This is a genomic window from Argonema galeatum A003/A1, from assembly GCF_023333595.1.
GTDB classification, from domain to species: domain Bacteria; phylum Cyanobacteriota; class Cyanobacteriia; order Cyanobacteriales; family Aerosakkonemataceae; genus Argonema; species Argonema galeatum.
This window is the reverse complement of sequence record NZ_JAIQZM010000069.1, coordinates 1-15,203: the sequence shown is the minus strand read 5'-3', so window position 1 is coordinate 15,203 and position 15,203 is coordinate 1. Positions and strand designations below refer to the sequence as shown.

General features: G+C 44.5%; 16 protein-coding genes and 1 tRNA gene. 14 read left to right on the top strand and 3 right to left on the bottom strand.

The window, feature by feature from the left end:
• Window positions 1-355: hypothetical protein (locus LAY41_RS31475; protein WP_249106571.1), on the bottom strand; the 355-nt coding region annotated here is incomplete at its 3' end.
• Window positions 356-374: 19 nt separating this feature from the next.
• Between LAY41_RS31475 and LAY41_RS31470 the strand changes: the two genes are divergently transcribed.
• A complete protein-coding gene (locus LAY41_RS31470; protein WP_249106568.1) occupies window positions 375-1,637 on the top strand; it encodes a CHAT domain-containing protein in 1,263 nt (420 codons plus the stop codon).
• A 174-nt stretch (window positions 1,638-1,811) separates the two neighbouring features.
• Here LAY41_RS31470 and LAY41_RS31465 read toward each other — a convergent pair whose 3' ends face one another.
• Together LAY41_RS31465 and LAY41_RS31460 are read right to left on the bottom strand one after the other, a co-directional pair.
• Complete coding sequence (locus LAY41_RS31465) at window positions 1,812-3,746, bottom strand: CHASE2 domain-containing protein (RefSeq protein WP_249106566.1); 1,935 nt, start codon at window positions 3,744-3,746, stop codon at window positions 1,812-1,814.
• 54 nt (window positions 3,747-3,800) lie between these two features.
• A complete protein-coding gene (locus tag LAY41_RS31460; RefSeq protein ID WP_249106565.1) occupies window positions 3,801-4,598 on the bottom strand; it encodes a DUF928 domain-containing protein in 798 nt (265 codons plus the stop codon).
• Window positions 4,599-4,735: 137 nt separating this feature from the next.
• Here LAY41_RS31460 and LAY41_RS31455 point away from each other — a divergent pair, with 137 nt between their 5' ends.
• From LAY41_RS31455 to LAY41_RS31395, 13 genes are all read left to right on the top strand, one after another.
• Entirely contained in the window at window positions 4,736-4,969 is a 234-nt protein-coding gene (locus LAY41_RS31455) for a DNA-directed RNA polymerase subunit omega (RefSeq protein ID WP_249069564.1), read from the top strand.
• Window positions 4,970-5,182: 213 nt separating this feature from the next.
• Window positions 5,183-5,776, top strand: a complete 594-nt coding sequence (locus tag LAY41_RS31450) for a hypothetical protein (protein WP_249106563.1) — start codon at window positions 5,183-5,185, stop codon at window positions 5,774-5,776.
• 5 nt (window positions 5,777-5,781) lie between these two features.
• Window positions 5,782-6,147, top strand: coding sequence for a DUF1818 family protein (locus tag LAY41_RS31445; protein ID WP_249106562.1), 366 nt, complete (start codon window positions 5,782-5,784; stop codon window positions 6,145-6,147).
• Window positions 6,148-6,193: 46 nt separating this feature from the next.
• Window positions 6,194-6,267, top strand: a tRNA-Pro gene (locus LAY41_RS31440).
• 188 nt (window positions 6,268-6,455) lie between these two features.
• Window positions 6,456-6,620, top strand: a complete 165-nt coding sequence (locus tag LAY41_RS31435) for a DUF6883 domain-containing protein (RefSeq protein WP_249106561.1) — start codon at window positions 6,456-6,458, stop codon at window positions 6,618-6,620.
• 52 nt (window positions 6,621-6,672) lie between these two features.
• Complete coding sequence (locus LAY41_RS31430; RefSeq protein ID WP_249106557.1) at window positions 6,673-6,957, top strand: DUF6883 domain-containing protein; 285 nt, start codon at window positions 6,673-6,675, stop codon at window positions 6,955-6,957.
• Window positions 6,954-7,214, top strand: coding sequence for a DUF4926 domain-containing protein (locus tag LAY41_RS31425; protein WP_249106555.1), 261 nt, complete (start codon window positions 6,954-6,956; stop codon window positions 7,212-7,214). The genes LAY41_RS31430 and LAY41_RS31425 overlap by 4 nt, the downstream gene beginning before the upstream one ends.
• A 113-nt stretch (window positions 7,215-7,327) precedes the next feature.
• Window positions 7,328-7,600, top strand: coding sequence for a type II toxin-antitoxin system ParD family antitoxin (locus LAY41_RS31420; protein ID WP_249106553.1), 273 nt, complete (start codon window positions 7,328-7,330; stop codon window positions 7,598-7,600).
• Window positions 7,597-7,911 (top strand): type II toxin-antitoxin system RelE/ParE family toxin, encoded by a 315-nt coding sequence (locus tag LAY41_RS31415; RefSeq protein ID WP_249106550.1) that lies wholly within the window; start codon window positions 7,597-7,599, stop codon window positions 7,909-7,911. The genes LAY41_RS31420 and LAY41_RS31415 overlap by 4 nt, the downstream gene beginning before the upstream one ends.
• A 327-nt stretch (window positions 7,912-8,238) precedes the next feature.
• A complete protein-coding gene (locus LAY41_RS31410) occupies window positions 8,239-8,451 on the top strand; it encodes a hypothetical protein (RefSeq protein ID WP_249106573.1) in 213 nt (70 codons plus the stop codon).
• A gap of 330 nt (window positions 8,452-8,781) precedes the next feature.
• A complete protein-coding gene (locus tag LAY41_RS31405; protein WP_249106547.1) occupies window positions 8,782-11,967 on the top strand; it encodes a plasmid replication protein, CyRepA1 family in 3,186 nt (1,061 codons plus the stop codon).
• A 308-nt stretch (window positions 11,968-12,275) separates the two neighbouring features.
• Entirely contained in the window at window positions 12,276-14,528 is a 2,253-nt protein-coding gene (locus LAY41_RS31400; RefSeq protein ID WP_249106545.1) for a heavy metal translocating P-type ATPase, read from the top strand.
• Between the two features lie 25 nt (window positions 14,529-14,553).
• Window positions 14,554-15,135, top strand: a complete 582-nt coding sequence (locus LAY41_RS31395; protein ID WP_249106543.1) for a cupredoxin domain-containing protein — start codon at window positions 14,554-14,556, stop codon at window positions 15,133-15,135.
• The last annotated feature ends 68 nt before the right edge of the window (window positions 15,136-15,203 follow it).

Sequence of the window (15,203 nt, the reverse complement as noted above, 5' to 3'; positions counted from 1 at the left end):
CAACACCACCAACACCACCAACACCACCAACACCAACACCACCAACACCACCAACACCACCAACACCACCAACACCAACACCACCAACACCACCAACACCACCAACACCACCAACACCAACACCACCAACACCACCAACACCACCAACACCACCAACACCACCAACACCACCAACACCACCAACACCACCAACACCACCGACACCAACGGAAAATTCCAATGCTGAATTACCTTCTGGTGATCTGGCTCGATCGCTTACACCCCAAGAAAACCCCGCACCCCAATCCAGACCAACGAACACCACCACCAAAGGAAAACTCGACCAATCGATCGCAGCATTAGAAGAAGTCTTCACGCGGCAGTATGAAGCGTATTTGGGTCAACCACCCACCACTCCGATTCAATCCATACAACAGATTCAAACAAGACTCCGAGAAGTTGAACGGGAAACCTCCATCAAACCCGCACTACTCTATATCGTGTTTGGTCGGCAGAATTTGGGCGCAAATGCGGCTTTAATTTGTCCCCTGTCTGAAACTGAGGAAAACAGACATGAGCAAGAACCATTTCTTTGCGATCGCTCTCCCAATGACACCGTAGAACTCATCGTAGTAACAGGAAACAACGAACCCATTAGCTTGCAAATCCCCGAAGCGACGCGCCAAAAAGTGGAAGCTTTAGTTAAAGAAATGCGGGAAGAAATTACCAAGACAACGCGAGACATCCAACCCAACGATTACCGCAAATCCTCCCAAGAACTTTATCAACTGCTAATCGCACGCATTGAACCAGTTTTGAAACAGCAAGGCATCACCAATCTGATCATTGTTCCAGATGTGACAATTCGTTCTCTACCGATCGCAGCCCTTCACGACGGTCAACAATTTCTGATCGAAAAATACAGCCTTGCCATCATGCCTAGTTTCAGTTTGACTAAACCCCACTACGTTAACATCTCCAATTCGCCTATCCTGGCAATGGGTGCGTCAACATTTCCCCAGTCAGCTGACCAAAAACCTTTACCAGCTGTTTCGATTGAATTAGCTACAATTACAGCTAACACAAATCTGAGCCAATTGTTTTTAAATCAAGACTTCACTCTTGACAACCTCAAAACTAAACACTCCACGGGAAACTTTGGTATCGTCCACCTCGCCACTCATGCCGCATTTGAACCAAACGACCGCAAAAACTCTTATATCCAATTGTGGGATACTAAATTGCAGTTGCCCCAAATGAAAGAGTTGGAATGGAACAACCCGCAGATAGAATTATTAGTTCTATCTGCTTGTCAGACAGCAATAGGAGATCAACAAGCAGAGTTGGGGTTTGCTGGGTTAGCACTACAAGCTGGAGTAAAATCAGCAGTGGCGACTTTGTGGTCTAGTGACGATATCGGTACACTAGCGCTGATCGCCGAATTTTATCAGCAATTAAAGCAGGGTCGGACTCGTGCTGAAGCACTAAGACAAGCTCAAATAGCTATACTTACAGGTCGCGTCAGCATCGAAAACGGAAATTTGCTACTTTCCAACGGAACATCAATACCCCTACAAGAAATAGCTAAAAGCAACAACTTAAAGTTCGATCATCCTTACTACTGGTCGGCATTTACTGTGATTGGCAATCCTTGGTAACAAATCGCCAATGACTACAGCTAAAAAATCCGATCTTATCTGCGTTCATCTGCGTTCATCTGTCTTCATCTGCGGTAAAATTTAATCAATGATGCCCACAGACAATGCCGATGTAACCAGACATGATATCAGTACACTCCAGAAACCCGGTTTCTTGGAGAAACCGGGTTTCTGTTAATCACCAATAACTTGATAAATATTAATGCTTCCTTCCCGTCCTTTAAGTTGCACGCAACCGATAAATTGGGTAGAAAATTTTCCTTCAATATACTTATAAGTTTCTTCACCGATCAAGATACGACAAATTCCACCCTCTAAAGACTTATCGTAACTTTCTAACCGGGCAGCTATATTAACAGTATCTCCAATAGTTGTATAATTAAGTCTTTGGTGAGAACCCAGACTTCCCGTTACCACAGTTCCCGTAGCAATTCCGACTCGCATTTCCACTGTAGGAAGTCCTTGTTGCTGCCATTGTTGATTCAAAGAAGCCAGTTTTTTTCCCATTTCTACAGCACAAGTCACTGCTGCGATCGCATCTTGGGCAATTTCCTCTGGGGTAGTGCTGGGAATGGGAACACCAAACACCGCCATCACTGCATCGCCGATAAATTTATCTACCACTCCCTCACAATCCAAAACAACCTGAGACATAACTTTCATGTAATCATTCAGCCAAAACATTAAGGTTTCTGGATCGGTTTTCTCAGTAATAGTCGTAAAACCTTTAATATCCGTAAATAACACTGTTGCTGTGATCTTTTGTCCCAGTAATTGTCCTTCTCTAAGTAACTGATGGCGATCGCGCCATACTGCTTGGGCAATTTTCGGCCCTACGTGCTGTCCCAACAAGCTCATCACCGTAAGTCGATCTTGGCGCTCAATGTAATTAATATAACCAGTAATTACAATCCCAGACCCTACTAAAGCTAGTAACGGCGGTACAACAGGAATCCACCACCCGAACAGAAATCCTATGTAAGCGCTACCGACGAGAAACGCACCAACTAGCAGAATACTAACAAATTTCCAGCGAATTCGCAGCAATCCAAAACCTAAGATTGCGCCTACAGAAGACGAAAGCAAAATCCACAAATTTTCCCCTACTTTTGGCAAAGCATTGATTAATGGACGATCGTTTAAAGCAGCGCTGATAATTTGGCTAGTAAGATGGGCATGGATTTCTACACCGGGGGTAGCGCTAAGGTAATTGTAAGTGTAAGGAGTAAAAAAAAAGTCCTTTACAGTTTCGGAATTTGAACCAATTAAAACAATGCGATCGCGGATTAACTCACGAGAAATTCGATTCTCTAACACTTCAGTCATGGAGACAGTTTTAAAGACATGACAATCATTTATATGTCTTTTTTGTGGACAGCTACGAGAACGAAAATTAAACAAAATTTGATATCCGCCCGTATCTACTCCCGCATAACCGCCAAAGTCTTTCGTCAAACGGGTAAAGATTGCCTTTCCCAAACTATACTTACCAGATTCAGCCTTAATTTCTCGTAGGTAAATGCCCTCTTTCTGCAAATACATCAAAGCCAGTTCCACTGATAAACTATAGGTCGTTTTTCCCTTGGGTTCGTTGACAGCTAGCAAAGCGCGGCGTACCTTACCATCAGTATCCAATACAATATCGCTAGCGCCGACTCGATGGTTCTGCTTCAAAGTCGATGGAGTAGCAACCAAATCTCGATCGGTATTCCTCACGGCTTTGGTAATTCCAATTAAGTTCGGTGTAGATTTAAAGACGGCAAGTAATCGATCGTTGCCAGGTGGTACGGGTAAATCTCGATAAATATCCAAACCAATTACTCTTGGTTGCAAAGCTTTTAGTTTCTGCAACAACTCGGCAAAAGTTCTATCGGAAATTGGCCATCGATCGGCTTTCCCAATATCAGACTCGGAGATTTCCACTAAGACAATGCGATCGTCCATTGGTTCCGTCGGTCGCCAGCGAAAAAATTGATCGAGTGCAGCCCACTCTAAAAGCTGCAAAACTCCTAGACTTCGCAGCATAATGATTAATAAAGTTACACTGGGGACTGTAATTAAGATGCCGCGCCATTCCCCAAGTAACTGTCGGAATTTATTAATTGTCATTTGCTGTGAAGGCTCATTTGTGTTTTATCCAAAACGATGGACTAAGCAGAATTTTCAATTTGATGGTTTGCAGCACTCCACTAAGGGGGAAGAAACAATGTCATCAAGTTTGACAGATTCTGATTGTAGAAGTTGCCTCCACATAATTGTTGCCGTTGAATTAGTCGAAACTCTAGGTTTCTGTTCTGCTATAATTTTTAGAGCGTCGTACCAAATGCCGTTTTCTGCATAAACTCGCGCTCGTTCACTTGGGTTAGTATTATTTGGCACTCTGGCAACTGCCGTAGGCGGGGCTATCCGCTTAATCCACCCAATTTTGGATGCGTCTGCGGCTCGATCATCGGATTGGCAATGCAATAATAAGCGCCATTCATAGGTCTTACCGATTTCTAGACGAGGTTTATTGGTTGGGTATTGAATGCTGATGATACCGGGAATATTTCTGAGAGGAAATGTTGTTTGGTAAATTACAGTCTTCTGCGCCCGATCGTACAAAAGAAACTCTCCGGTATTTGCCTGAGTTTGAGGCACATAAGCAAAGAAGATAGGATGATCTGCAACAGTTAACCCCTCTTGGCTACGTGGGAGCAAGAGTGTCAAAATAGAAGATTGATTTGCATCTTGAGGACATCTTCCTCTTGTGCCGCCGCTAGCTGTACCGTCTTTAGGTTTTCCATCGTCAGGCGGTGACTGAAAGCGAATGAGAGTTGTATTTTGCAGCGTTTGATTATTGCCATCTGGCGCTTGAACCATAGAGTCAGCCTTTACAAACGGCTGCGAGCCAAAAGCTAACTCTAAAGGAGAAGCTAGTAAAAGCACCGATAAATACAGAGAAGACTTTCTAGTAAACATTTAAGAACTATCTTGTGTGGGAGTGTTCTGCCATCTATTTACCGTTATATCCCACGTTTCACAGTCAGGGCAAACGCATCTAACGTAGGGCGTAAATAAACTGTTACACTGATAATTGATCTCTAGAACCAGGTTCTATGTACAAGCGTTCCAAGTTCGAGACTACCCAGACTCAGATCATGTACAGGGCGGAAGATCTGATTGGTGCAGCTTCCAATCGCTACCGGATTACGGTTCAGGTTGCCAATCGCGCTAAGCGCCGCCGATATGAAGAGTTTGACAGTCTCGATGACCCGATGATGAAGCCGGTAATCCGGGCCATCATTGAGATGTCTGACGAGTTAACTCAACCAGAGATCATTGGCGAGTAATAACTCAAGTTGCTAGTTACTTGCTTTCTGGGTATGTTGTTACGATGCCGCGCTCTTATTACCACTGGGATAAGAGCGCGGCATCGCAACAACGTACCTAATACCCGCCTCAACTATATAACTAGCAACTTGCGTTAATATTACATTTGTATTCGTGGTTCGCGGTTAGCAGTCAACAATAAACCACGAACTACGAACAATGCCCCATACCCTATGCCCAACAAACTTTTTGCAGTAACAGCCCTGACAGTAGTAGGTTTGACGGTTTTTGGTTGGAGTTTGATATCTGTTCCGAGTTTATTGAGTTCAGCGCCTGCTACAGCCCAGCAATTCAAACCACAAGATGTTTGGCGGCAAGTTTATCAAATGCTGCCGGATTTGCCTTTGGAGAATCAATATATCAGTAGGGAGACTGGGAAACCCGCTACAGACAACACTTTGGTGAGTCGCTTGGTTCGGTATCACATCTATGTGAAAGGGCGTCCGCCGATGTATCGATTGGATTGGAAGCTGACTATGGCAGACTATCTGGGCGCGAATGACTTTATGGGGGAAGCGGCGTATCCGGGTAACGATACTTTGCGGCAAAATCCGATCGATAACGATCGCGCTGTCATCAGTCGCCTCAGTCGCGCTCAGCGGGATGCCCTCATCAATGCGATCGTCAGCATCTTTAATCCTAACGTTGCTGCTGAGTCTCAACCAAAGCCCGATCCCACCCCAGGACAAGAACCCCCACCAGCACCGAATCCCAACTCCCCCCGACAGCAACCCCAACCGGGAGACGCTCAGCTACTCAGGCAATAGCATATATGGAGCGGATTGTCAAGAGTGGAGAAGGTTGGCGTATGGGCTGGAATCCCAATGCTGCTAAGTTTAAAGGTTTAGTCGGAGGGGATAACTGGGCGATCGAGCTAACCGAGGCTGAGTTAAATGATTTTTGCCGATTGCTGGAGCAATTGGCAGCAACGATGAGCCAGATAGCTAGCGAGTTGATGGATGAGGAGAAAATAGCCTGCGAAGCCGAAAGCGATTTACTGTGGCTGGAAGTGGCGGGCTATCCCCATGCCTACAGCCTTCATTTGATTGTGAATTGCGATCGGCAGTGCGAGGGCAGCTGGCCAGCCGATGCAGTTCCCGGCTTGCTTCAAGCCGTTCAAGTGCTAAAAGTTTTCTAGTTGTCAATTATTTTTTTTGTGCTATACTAGGAAAGCGAATTGAAATCGGGGCGTAGCGCAGCTTGGTAGCGCACCACTTTGGGGTAGTGGGGGTCGCAGGTTCAAATCCTGTCGCTCCGATATTTAAGAAAACAGCCAAAACCCCCACGGGCAGATGAATACAAAGATTTACTCTGGAGATCGTAGCATCTCTGGAGTGAATCTTTTTTTTGTTTGCATATTGACTATTGACTATCAGATGGCTATCAGTGTTTCTTTGCGTTCGGTGCAAGTCTATGACCTTTAGTTACAATCTAAGGTAAACAAGAATGAAGCTAAGAGATATTATTAGCCGCCTTGTCATCGACCCCCGCAAATTGAGGGAATACGCGCTTAATCCTGACAACCCAATAGGCGGCGACAAAGCGGTAATGTTTCAGCGTCATTTAGGTTTTACCAGAGATATAGCAACCGATGAGTCGGTTAAGCCATAAATCTGGGGAGGGGGCTAGGGGCTAGGGGCGAAGCATTCGGGCATATAATTTATTGGTTAAAACCGAAGATTTACTACCCGAATGCTTCGCCCCTACTGCCCTAATCGACGAGAGCGGTTGCTATAATTATGAGCCTCTCCTAGAACAAATTTCGGCACAAGCGCTTGAGGCTGAAGCAATTTTAGGACAAACTGACGAACATGGACAACGTTATCGAGTAGATTTAGAAATTACTGGAACTGAAGGACAGCAAGAAATTGTGCGTACAGGTTGGATAGTAGAACCAGGTAGTGATGCAGCGAGATTAGTAACGCTTTTTGTACGGAGGAGAAGATGATTGAACCAGAATTATTTGATGTAATTGAATTGCTGGTTAATCTGCCTGAGTATAATCTTTTTGCGGGAGTGCAAGGAGCAATTGTAGATTGTTATGCTGATGGTAAATATGAGGTAGAGTTTACTAACCAAGAAGGGGAAACAGAGGTTATTTGTCCGCTATCATCTCATCAATTTATTGTGGTTTTGAAGGCTAAAACTAAGAGTTGGTTATCAGTGTCAGAACAGATTGTAGCTGCGATCGCGAATTTGTCTTAGGTTTCGATTTCTAAATTTCAGACACAAGTAAGCTATTCTGAGTTAAACTGAATGATAGACTTACCCCCAAACAAGTTATTCTATACGATCGCTTTGCCCGAAAAGGAAATAAAATGATGAACATCACCCTTAGAGCCGAGCAAGAACAATTTATTCAAGCAGAGATTAAAAAAGGACGATATCAAACCGCAGAGCAACTGATTAGTGAAGCATTAAAGCTGCTAGAAGAATTAAATCAACAAAGAGATGAAATACGTCTAGAAGAACTCCGTCAAAAAATAGCTGTAGGAACTGAACAAATTAAAAAAGGACAGACTACTGATGGCGAAGAAGTTTTTGCTAGACTCCAAGAGAAGCTGCGGCGTGATTTTGGAGTAGAAGGATGAGCAGTTACTCTTTTTCAGATGAAGCTGTTCGAGACTTAGATGAGATTTGCAATTATATTGCTCAAAATAATGCTAGTGCTGCTAGTAAAGTTTTTGATGCCATTCGTAAGAAGTGTCAAATTGTAGCCAGTTTTCCTAATATGGGAAAAAGCTACGAAAAGCTTGCTCCTGGATTGCGAGGTTTTACTATTGATGATTACATCATTTTTTATTATCCCAGTGAAGATGGAATTGATGTAACTCGCGTGATTAGTGGATATCGAGATTTAGAATCTCTGTTTTCTGATTCAGACAACGATGAAGATGAGTAAGAAATGCGATCGCATTTTGGATATTTTAGGGGATTGCGATCGCGCAGCGTGCCGTAGGCATATCGCTTTTGTTCCCTCCTGAATACATAGATTGCTGTTTTTGTCAACGATGTGGATATTTTTTACTACAGATGAACACAGATGTAAATTTAGATTTAGTCGGGGAGTGATGCTGGGGCACGACCTTTGTAATTGAGCTCACTGAGATGTGTTAGCCGCCATCACTTAAAAAGCCAGTAATTCTCACAGGTTACTTGCCAAAGCGATCGCAGTTATCCTGGTGAAAACACGGGATATTAGAGTTGTAGAGTTCAACGCGCTCCCATGATGTACCCAGTCAACCTTCCCGGTGCCATTTCCGAAATCCTCGTCTCCGTTACTAACACAGGTGTTCTGACCTTAGCCGATCGTTATGGACTGATGGTAGCTACCCTAGATGAATGCTTGGATGAAGAAGACAGAGGCTCTCTCAACAGACTACTGAGAGCAGTACTGAAAGGACGGGTGAAGATGGTGAGCGACCTCTCAGCAGCCGCTTAATATCGAAGTCTAGATTATGTAAGGCTGCTGATGGAGCAATGAGCGTTGAACTACAGTAGCGATCGCATTTCTTGAATTAAAATATCTGTTTTGATGGTTGGCATAGGATAAGCCTCCGAAGGGCCCTATTGCATAGGCATTTGCTTTTTGAACCTAAAGTATAACTCTACTCAAGCCCAGTTGCGATCGCCGGAGGGACAGTCCTCAAATCGTGCGATCGCTAACCCAACGCTAATAGTAGCGTAGAGCGCGTTGCCAAGAACCCTACAGGTAGTGTAAGGTTTTAGATCCCTGTCGCTCAAGTTATGACTCTTAAGTACGATCGTGCAAATGCGTCCACCCAGTTTAGACCTCGAACACTTCCAAGAATTAGCGTGCAGCGGCATTGACACTAAGCTGGCGGCGCTGAATTTCATTTCGCTGGAAGCTGATGCTGTCCTAGAGCATCTGTTAATCTCCTCTCCCATACCCAGCAATAATGCTGAGCGACAACACAGAAGGTGGCTGCGTAGCCAGACCTTTGTCGCTTCGGGAGGTTGGTGGTGTTCGGGACTAGACCCCCTCAACCATTGGCGGGAGATGAAGTGGGGGTGTTATAAGCCAAACCGTCCCAGGCTAAACAAAAAGGCCAAGCCGGTTAAGTACGAGCATCCACCGAAAACACCGACGCGGGTTTTTTGTCTGAGGGTGCCGCTACATATATGGCAGCAGGTTTCCCGGCGCTACGGTGTTGCGATGCCAGAGAACATAGTTATTATCCAAACTGGAGAAGCGCTTGGGTTTTGGCAGTGGGTGGTGGAAGCGAAAATCCCTTTGATTATCTGCGAGGGAGCGAAGAAAGCAGCAGCTTTGTTGAGTGAAGGATATGCTGCTTTAGCATTATCGGGAATTACCAGCGGTTATCGGGTGACGAAGGACTTTCAAGGCAAAGTTATTTGCCGACAGTTAATCCCAGATCTTCTCCCATTTACTGAAAGTGCTGGCACATTTTATATTTGTTTTGACTATGAAACTAAGCCCAAGACGATCCAAGCAGTCAATAATGCGATCGCTCAATTAGGTAAACTCTTAGAAGAAAAAGGTTGCGCCGTCAAAGTAATCCGGCTGACCGGATTAGAAAAAGGCGTTGATGAATTTATCGTTGCTCAAGGCGCTGCTGCATTCGAGTTAGTTTATCAAGCTAGCGCCGACTTAGAAACTGACATTGCCAAAACCAAACCCCACACAGAGCTAACTTATACTCAAGCATTATCGCTCAACTGTCCCTACCTAGAAAAACTGCCTTTTCCCACATCTGGATTGATTGGAGTCAAGTCTGCCAAAGGCACAGGAAAAACGACCGCACTCTTACCCTTGGTAGAAGAAGCGAAAAAAAGAGGTCAACCCATCTTATTGCTTACCCACAGAATACAGCTGGGGCAATTCTTGTGCGACAAGACCGGGGTGAAGTGGGGACTGGGGAGCAGAGGAGCGGGGGAGCAGAGGGGCAGAGGGGCAGAGGGGCAGAGGGGCAGAGGGAATTTCTTAACTCAAAACGTCCCAATCCCCAATCCCCAGTCCCCAGTCCCCAATCACGGATCGCTAGGACTTTGTATTGATTCGATTTGGAAGCTGAAGCCGTCGGAATGGCAAGGTGCGATCGTCATTTTGGATGAAGTTGAGCAATGTTTGTGGCATCTCCTCAACAGCAGTACTTGCCAAGAAAAACGAGTCTTGATTTTAAGAGTCTTTCAGCAACTAATTTCCACCGTGCTGCAAACTGGTGGTTTAGTTATTGCCCAAGATGCTGACTTATCAGATCTTTCCTTAGACTACCTCAAAGGACTCTCTGGAATTCAGATTTCGCCGTGGGTGGTAGTGAATGAGTGGAAATGCGATCGCGGTTGGGACATTACTTTTTACGATACCCCAAACCCAACCCTGCTAATTCAGCAGCTGGAAGTTGACCTAATAGCCGGAAAAAAGTGCTATGTTACTACCGATAGCCGCTGCGGACGTTACAGTTGCGAAACTATAGACAGCTACATTAAACAGCGGTTAGAGCAGTTGCTGCGTCAGTATCCCAAGACGCTAGTAGTCAGCAGTCAAACAACTAGCACACTCGGTCATAAAGCCGTTAATTTTGTAGAAAATATCAACCAAAAAGTTTTAGATTATAATGCGGTTTTTGTCACTCCCAGTTTGGGTACTGGAATCAGCATTGATGTGGAATATTTCGATCGCGTTTATGGCATCTTTATTGGCGTAATTCCAGACTGGGAAGCACGACAAGCCTTAGCCAGAGTACGTCCCAGCGTTCCCCGGATTGTCTGGTGTGCCAAACGGGGGATAGGTTCGATCGCTTGTGGCAGTAAAAATTATCGAGTTTTGTCTGAATGGTATCAGGAGAATCACACAGAAAATCTAGCTTTGATGAGTCCGCTGCATAAAGTAGATGTGGATTTACCTTTAGTTTACGATCTGATTCATCTCAGAATTTGGGCTAAATTTGCAGCTAGGGTAAATGCCTCAATTGTGCTGTATCGTCAATCAATGTTAGAAGGCTTGATTGATGAAAAGCATCAGATAAATGTAATTAGCGATGTTCTGTCGAGGGATACGATTAGAGATCTGCGAATGGCATTGATAGCAACAACTGCTGCCGATCGCGAAATCCGAAAAAATCTGGTACAAGAAATAGTCAAAGCCCAAAGAGAATTTTCAGAACGCAGTCAAAAAGCAAAATTAATTAAAAATCAAATAAAAAAGATTCGCATTCAATCCGAGTTACAATCTGCCTCAGCAGTTGCCTATTCTCCAGATATCAGTCACAAAGAATATGATCGGCTGTCAAAAAAGCGATCGCTTACTGAATCCGAGCGAAATCAAATCGATAAATATATCCTGCAAAAGCGTTATGGGGTAGAAGTTACTCCTCAATTGAAGCTGCGCGACGATCGGAAATATTATTCACAGTTGTTGTTGCACTACTATTTAACTGATGAGAGCGAATATTTCCGATTGCGAGACTTTCAGGAGTGGAACCAGCAACTTTATAGAGGAGATGGTAAAGTTTTCTTGCCAGACATCAAGATTTACACTTTAAAAGTTGAGGCGCTATTAGCGTTGGGAATACCGCAGTTTCTAGAACCAGATAGAGAATTTAGGGAAACAGACATTGATTTGATTCGACTCAGAGAAACAACGGTCCGATGCAGCAAGCAAATCAAAAGATCTACTGGTGTAACTATTCCTATGGACACAGAAAGCGATCGCCTTACTTCTATAAAAATACTCAGCCAATTTCTCAGGTTACTGGGATTAAAGCTGAAGCGCTTTAAGCTTACAGGCGATGCAAATTTAAATCCACATATCCTTTATAAAATTGCTTCAGAAACTTTTCATGATGGACGACAAGAAATTTTGGAAGTTTGGCACGAACGAGATACATTAATTTTAGAAACTCCTAGCAATAACCGCTTCAATTTACTAGCTCATATTCCGCCTCTTCAACTGGCAGAATTGGTTCTTTCGTAACTCGAACTGCTGTAAAGACGTTTCATGAAACGTCTCTACAATTGATATATTGTCTGGTTGCATCGTCAAATTTTCTGTTGTTATCGTCGGTTAAATTTTTACCGCAGATGAAGACTCTGGAACGCAGATGAACGCAGATAAGAATAAGAACAGGAATTTTTTAGGTAACCGATGCGTAAGGACATAAGGTGCAAAATGTGGATTGGGAGCAAAATTTTTCGTTTACCCCCTTGACTCTCCAGTAGACTGGAGACTGCAACATAGAGTTACTGCGACGTGCAAGTAGACTCTCTTAAACGAGGTGAACAATGGATAGTGCAACCTTCAAACTGCGTGGTATGAGTTGTGCCTCCTGTGCAAACACTATAGAAAACGCAATTCGCTCTATTCCGGGTGTCGGAGAATGCAGCGTTAATTTCGGTGTCGAACAAGCAAGTGTTACCTACGACCCCAAAAGAACTAATACAGAAGCGATTGAGGATGCCGTTGATACGGCTGGATATTCTGCTAAGGCAATGCAACAGGAGGATTTATTTGCCCCAGAAGACGATAGGGAACAGCGGGAACGAAAAGCAGAAACTCGGCAATTAGTCCAGAAAGTTTGGGTCGGCGGAATTGTTAGTGCCATCTTGGTATTGGGAATGATGATAGGATTTTCTATTCCCTTTATTTCCACGTGGTTGCACAATCCCTGGCTGCAATTGGTGCTGACGATGCCGGTGCAGTTCTGGTGTGGTGCCTCCTTCTATATTAACGCCTGGAAAGCCCTCAAACGCCATGCGGCAACGATGGATACGTTGGTCGCGATGGGGACTGGCTCTGCTTATCTATATTCTATCTTTGCCACCTTTTTCCCAAGATTCTTCACCGCACAAGGGTTAACAGCAGATGTATATTACGAAGCGGCTGCTGTCATCATTACCTTAATTTTGTTGGGAAGATTGCTGGAAAATCGCGCCAAAGGACAAACCTCAGACGCTATTCGCAAGCTGATTGGTTTGCAAGCAAAAACTGCTCGTGCGATCCGCAATGGGAGAGAAGTAGATATCCCAATTGCTGAAGTGGTTTTGGGCGATATCATTCTAGTGCGTCCGGGTGAGAAAATTCCCGTAGATGGAGAGATTATTGATGGCTCGTCAACTATTGATGAAGCAATGGTGACGGGCGAAAGTGTCGCTGTGAAAAAACAACCTGGTGATGAAGTAATTGGAGCCACTATTAACAAAACTGGGAGCTTCAAATTCCGAACTACACGAGTTGGCAAAGATACATTTTTAGCACAAATTGTGCAATTGGTACAGCAAGCTCAGGGTTCCAAAGCGCCGATTCAGCGATTGGCAGACCAAGTTACGGGATGGTTTGTACCTGCGGTGATTGCGATCGCTCTAGCAACCTTCATCCTCTGGTACAACGTCATGGGCAATTTCACGATGGCGTTGATTAATACAGTCGGTGTTCTGATTATCGCCTGTCCTTGTGCGCTTGGTTTAGCAACGCCAACCTCCATCATGGTGGGTACAGGAAAAGGTGCAGAAAATGGCATCCTAATTAAAGGTGCAGAAAGTCTGGAATTGGCACATAAATTGCAAACTATTGTGCTTGACAAAACTGGCACTATTACGCAAGGCAAGCCGACAGTTACGGATTTCGTAGCAGTTAATGGCACGGCAAATAGTAACGAGATAAAACTATTGCGCTCTTCGGCGGGAGTCGAACGAAATTCAGAACATCCTCTTGCCGAAGCTGTGGTACAATATGCCAAATCTCAGGGTGTGGAATTAATAGAAGCGCAGGAATTTGAAGCGATCGCAGGTAGTGGCGTGCAAGGATATGTATTAAATCAATTAGTACAAATTGGTACGCAACGCTGGATGAATGAGTTAGCTATTGATACTGGCATATTGCGACAAGATTGGGACAGATTGGAATATCTCGGCAAAACTGTCATTTGGATAGCTGTAGATCGCAAAATTCAGGCTATTATGGGAATTTCTGATGCTGTCAAACCATCTTCTGCAAATGCGATTCGTACTTTGCAAAAGATGGGTTTAGAAGTGGTGATGTTAACTGGAGACAATCGCCGCACGGCTGAAGTAATTGCACGAGAAGTTGGGATCGAACGAGTAATTGCAGAAGTTCGTCCCGAGCGAAAAGCGATTGAAGTCGAAAATCTGCAAGCAGAAGGAAAGATTGTCGCAATGGTTGGAGATGGGATCAACGATGCACCAGCTTTAGCACAAGCAGATGTAGGAATGGCGATTGGAACAGGAACCGATGTTGCGATCGCAGCTAGCGACATCACCCTCATCTCTGGCGATTTACGGGGGATTGTCACTGCAATTCAACTCTCTCGCGCCACGATGCAGAACATTCGCCAGAATCTTTTCTTTGCATTTATCTACAATGTCGCAGGGATTCCGATCGCAGCTGGCATTCTCTTCCCCATTTTCGGCTGGCTTCTCAGTCCCACGATCGCCGGTGCAGCAATGGCGTTTAGTTCCGTTTCAGTTGTCACAAATGCACTGCGTCTTCGTAACTTCCAACCCAAAATGCTTGGTTAATTAAATTACTAAGAGAGGGATAACAATGTTCAAAAAATCAACATTTTTCGGTACATTAGCAGGATTAGGATTTCTGCTGGGAGCGATTTCGGGGCCGATCGCAGCCGAAATGCCCGCCGGACACTTTACTTCCAAAACTAGCCAATTCCAACGCATTGAACAACCGTTATCTAACAAGATTGTGGTTACTATCGGCGGATTGGGATTAATTGGGTTAGAACTTTGGTGGTTCCTATTAAGCAAACCTAAGTCCCAAAAAGCAGTAGCATCTAATGGAGGAATCCAAGAAGTAACGGTTACCGTTGATGGTGGTTACGAACCGAGTCGCATTGTAGTGCAAACAGGACAACCCGTGCGGCTAAACTTCTTCCGCAAAGACCCCAGCAGTTGTTTGGAACAAGTACTCATCCCAGATTTTCACATTGCGGCAGATTTGCGGCTTAATGAAGTGACTTCTGTGGAATTCACACCCCAAAAAGCAGGGAATTACGTCTTTACCTGCGGTATGAATATGTTTCGCGGTGCGATCGAAGTACAGGCAACAAGTACTAACAAAGAGAAAGTATATGCTCAAACTTTGACGTATAGCAACCGCCTTGGCGATTAGGGCAGTAGGGGCGAAGCATTCGGGTAGTAAATCTTCGGTTTTAACCAATAAATTATATGCCCGAATGC

Bases quoted from the DNA above. Each gene is read 5' to 3' on its own strand.
- LAY41_RS31465 (WP_249106566.1), bottom strand. From the start codon at position 3,746: ATGACAATTAATAAATTCCGACAGTTACTTGGGGAATGGCGCGGCATC.
- LAY41_RS31460 (WP_249106565.1), bottom strand. From the start codon at position 4,598: ATGTTTACTAGAAAGTCTTCTCTGTATTTATCGGTGCTTTTACTAGCT.
- LAY41_RS31455 (WP_249069564.1), top strand. From the start codon at position 4,736: ATGTACAAGCGTTCCAAGTTCGAGACTACCCAGACTCAGATCATGTAC.
- LAY41_RS31450 (WP_249106563.1), top strand. From the start codon at position 5,183: ATGCCCAACAAACTTTTTGCAGTAACAGCCCTGACAGTAGTAGGTTTG.
- LAY41_RS31445 (WP_249106562.1), top strand. From the start codon at position 5,782: ATGGAGCGGATTGTCAAGAGTGGAGAAGGTTGGCGTATGGGCTGGAAT.
- LAY41_RS31435 (WP_249106561.1), top strand. From the start codon at position 6,456: ATGAAGCTAAGAGATATTATTAGCCGCCTTGTCATCGACCCCCGCAAA.
- LAY41_RS31425 (WP_249106555.1), top strand. From the start codon at position 6,954: ATGATTGAACCAGAATTATTTGATGTAATTGAATTGCTGGTTAATCTG.
- LAY41_RS31420 (WP_249106553.1), top strand. From the start codon at position 7,328: ATGATGAACATCACCCTTAGAGCCGAGCAAGAACAATTTATTCAAGCA.
- LAY41_RS31415 (WP_249106550.1), top strand. From the start codon at position 7,597: ATGAGCAGTTACTCTTTTTCAGATGAAGCTGTTCGAGACTTAGATGAG.
- LAY41_RS31410 (WP_249106573.1), top strand. From the start codon at position 8,239: ATGTACCCAGTCAACCTTCCCGGTGCCATTTCCGAAATCCTCGTCTCC.
- LAY41_RS31405 (WP_249106547.1), top strand. From the start codon at position 8,782: ATGCGTCCACCCAGTTTAGACCTCGAACACTTCCAAGAATTAGCGTGC.
- LAY41_RS31400 (WP_249106545.1), top strand. From the start codon at position 12,276: ATGGATAGTGCAACCTTCAAACTGCGTGGTATGAGTTGTGCCTCCTGT.
- LAY41_RS31395 (WP_249106543.1), top strand. From the start codon at position 14,554: ATGTTCAAAAAATCAACATTTTTCGGTACATTAGCAGGATTAGGATTT.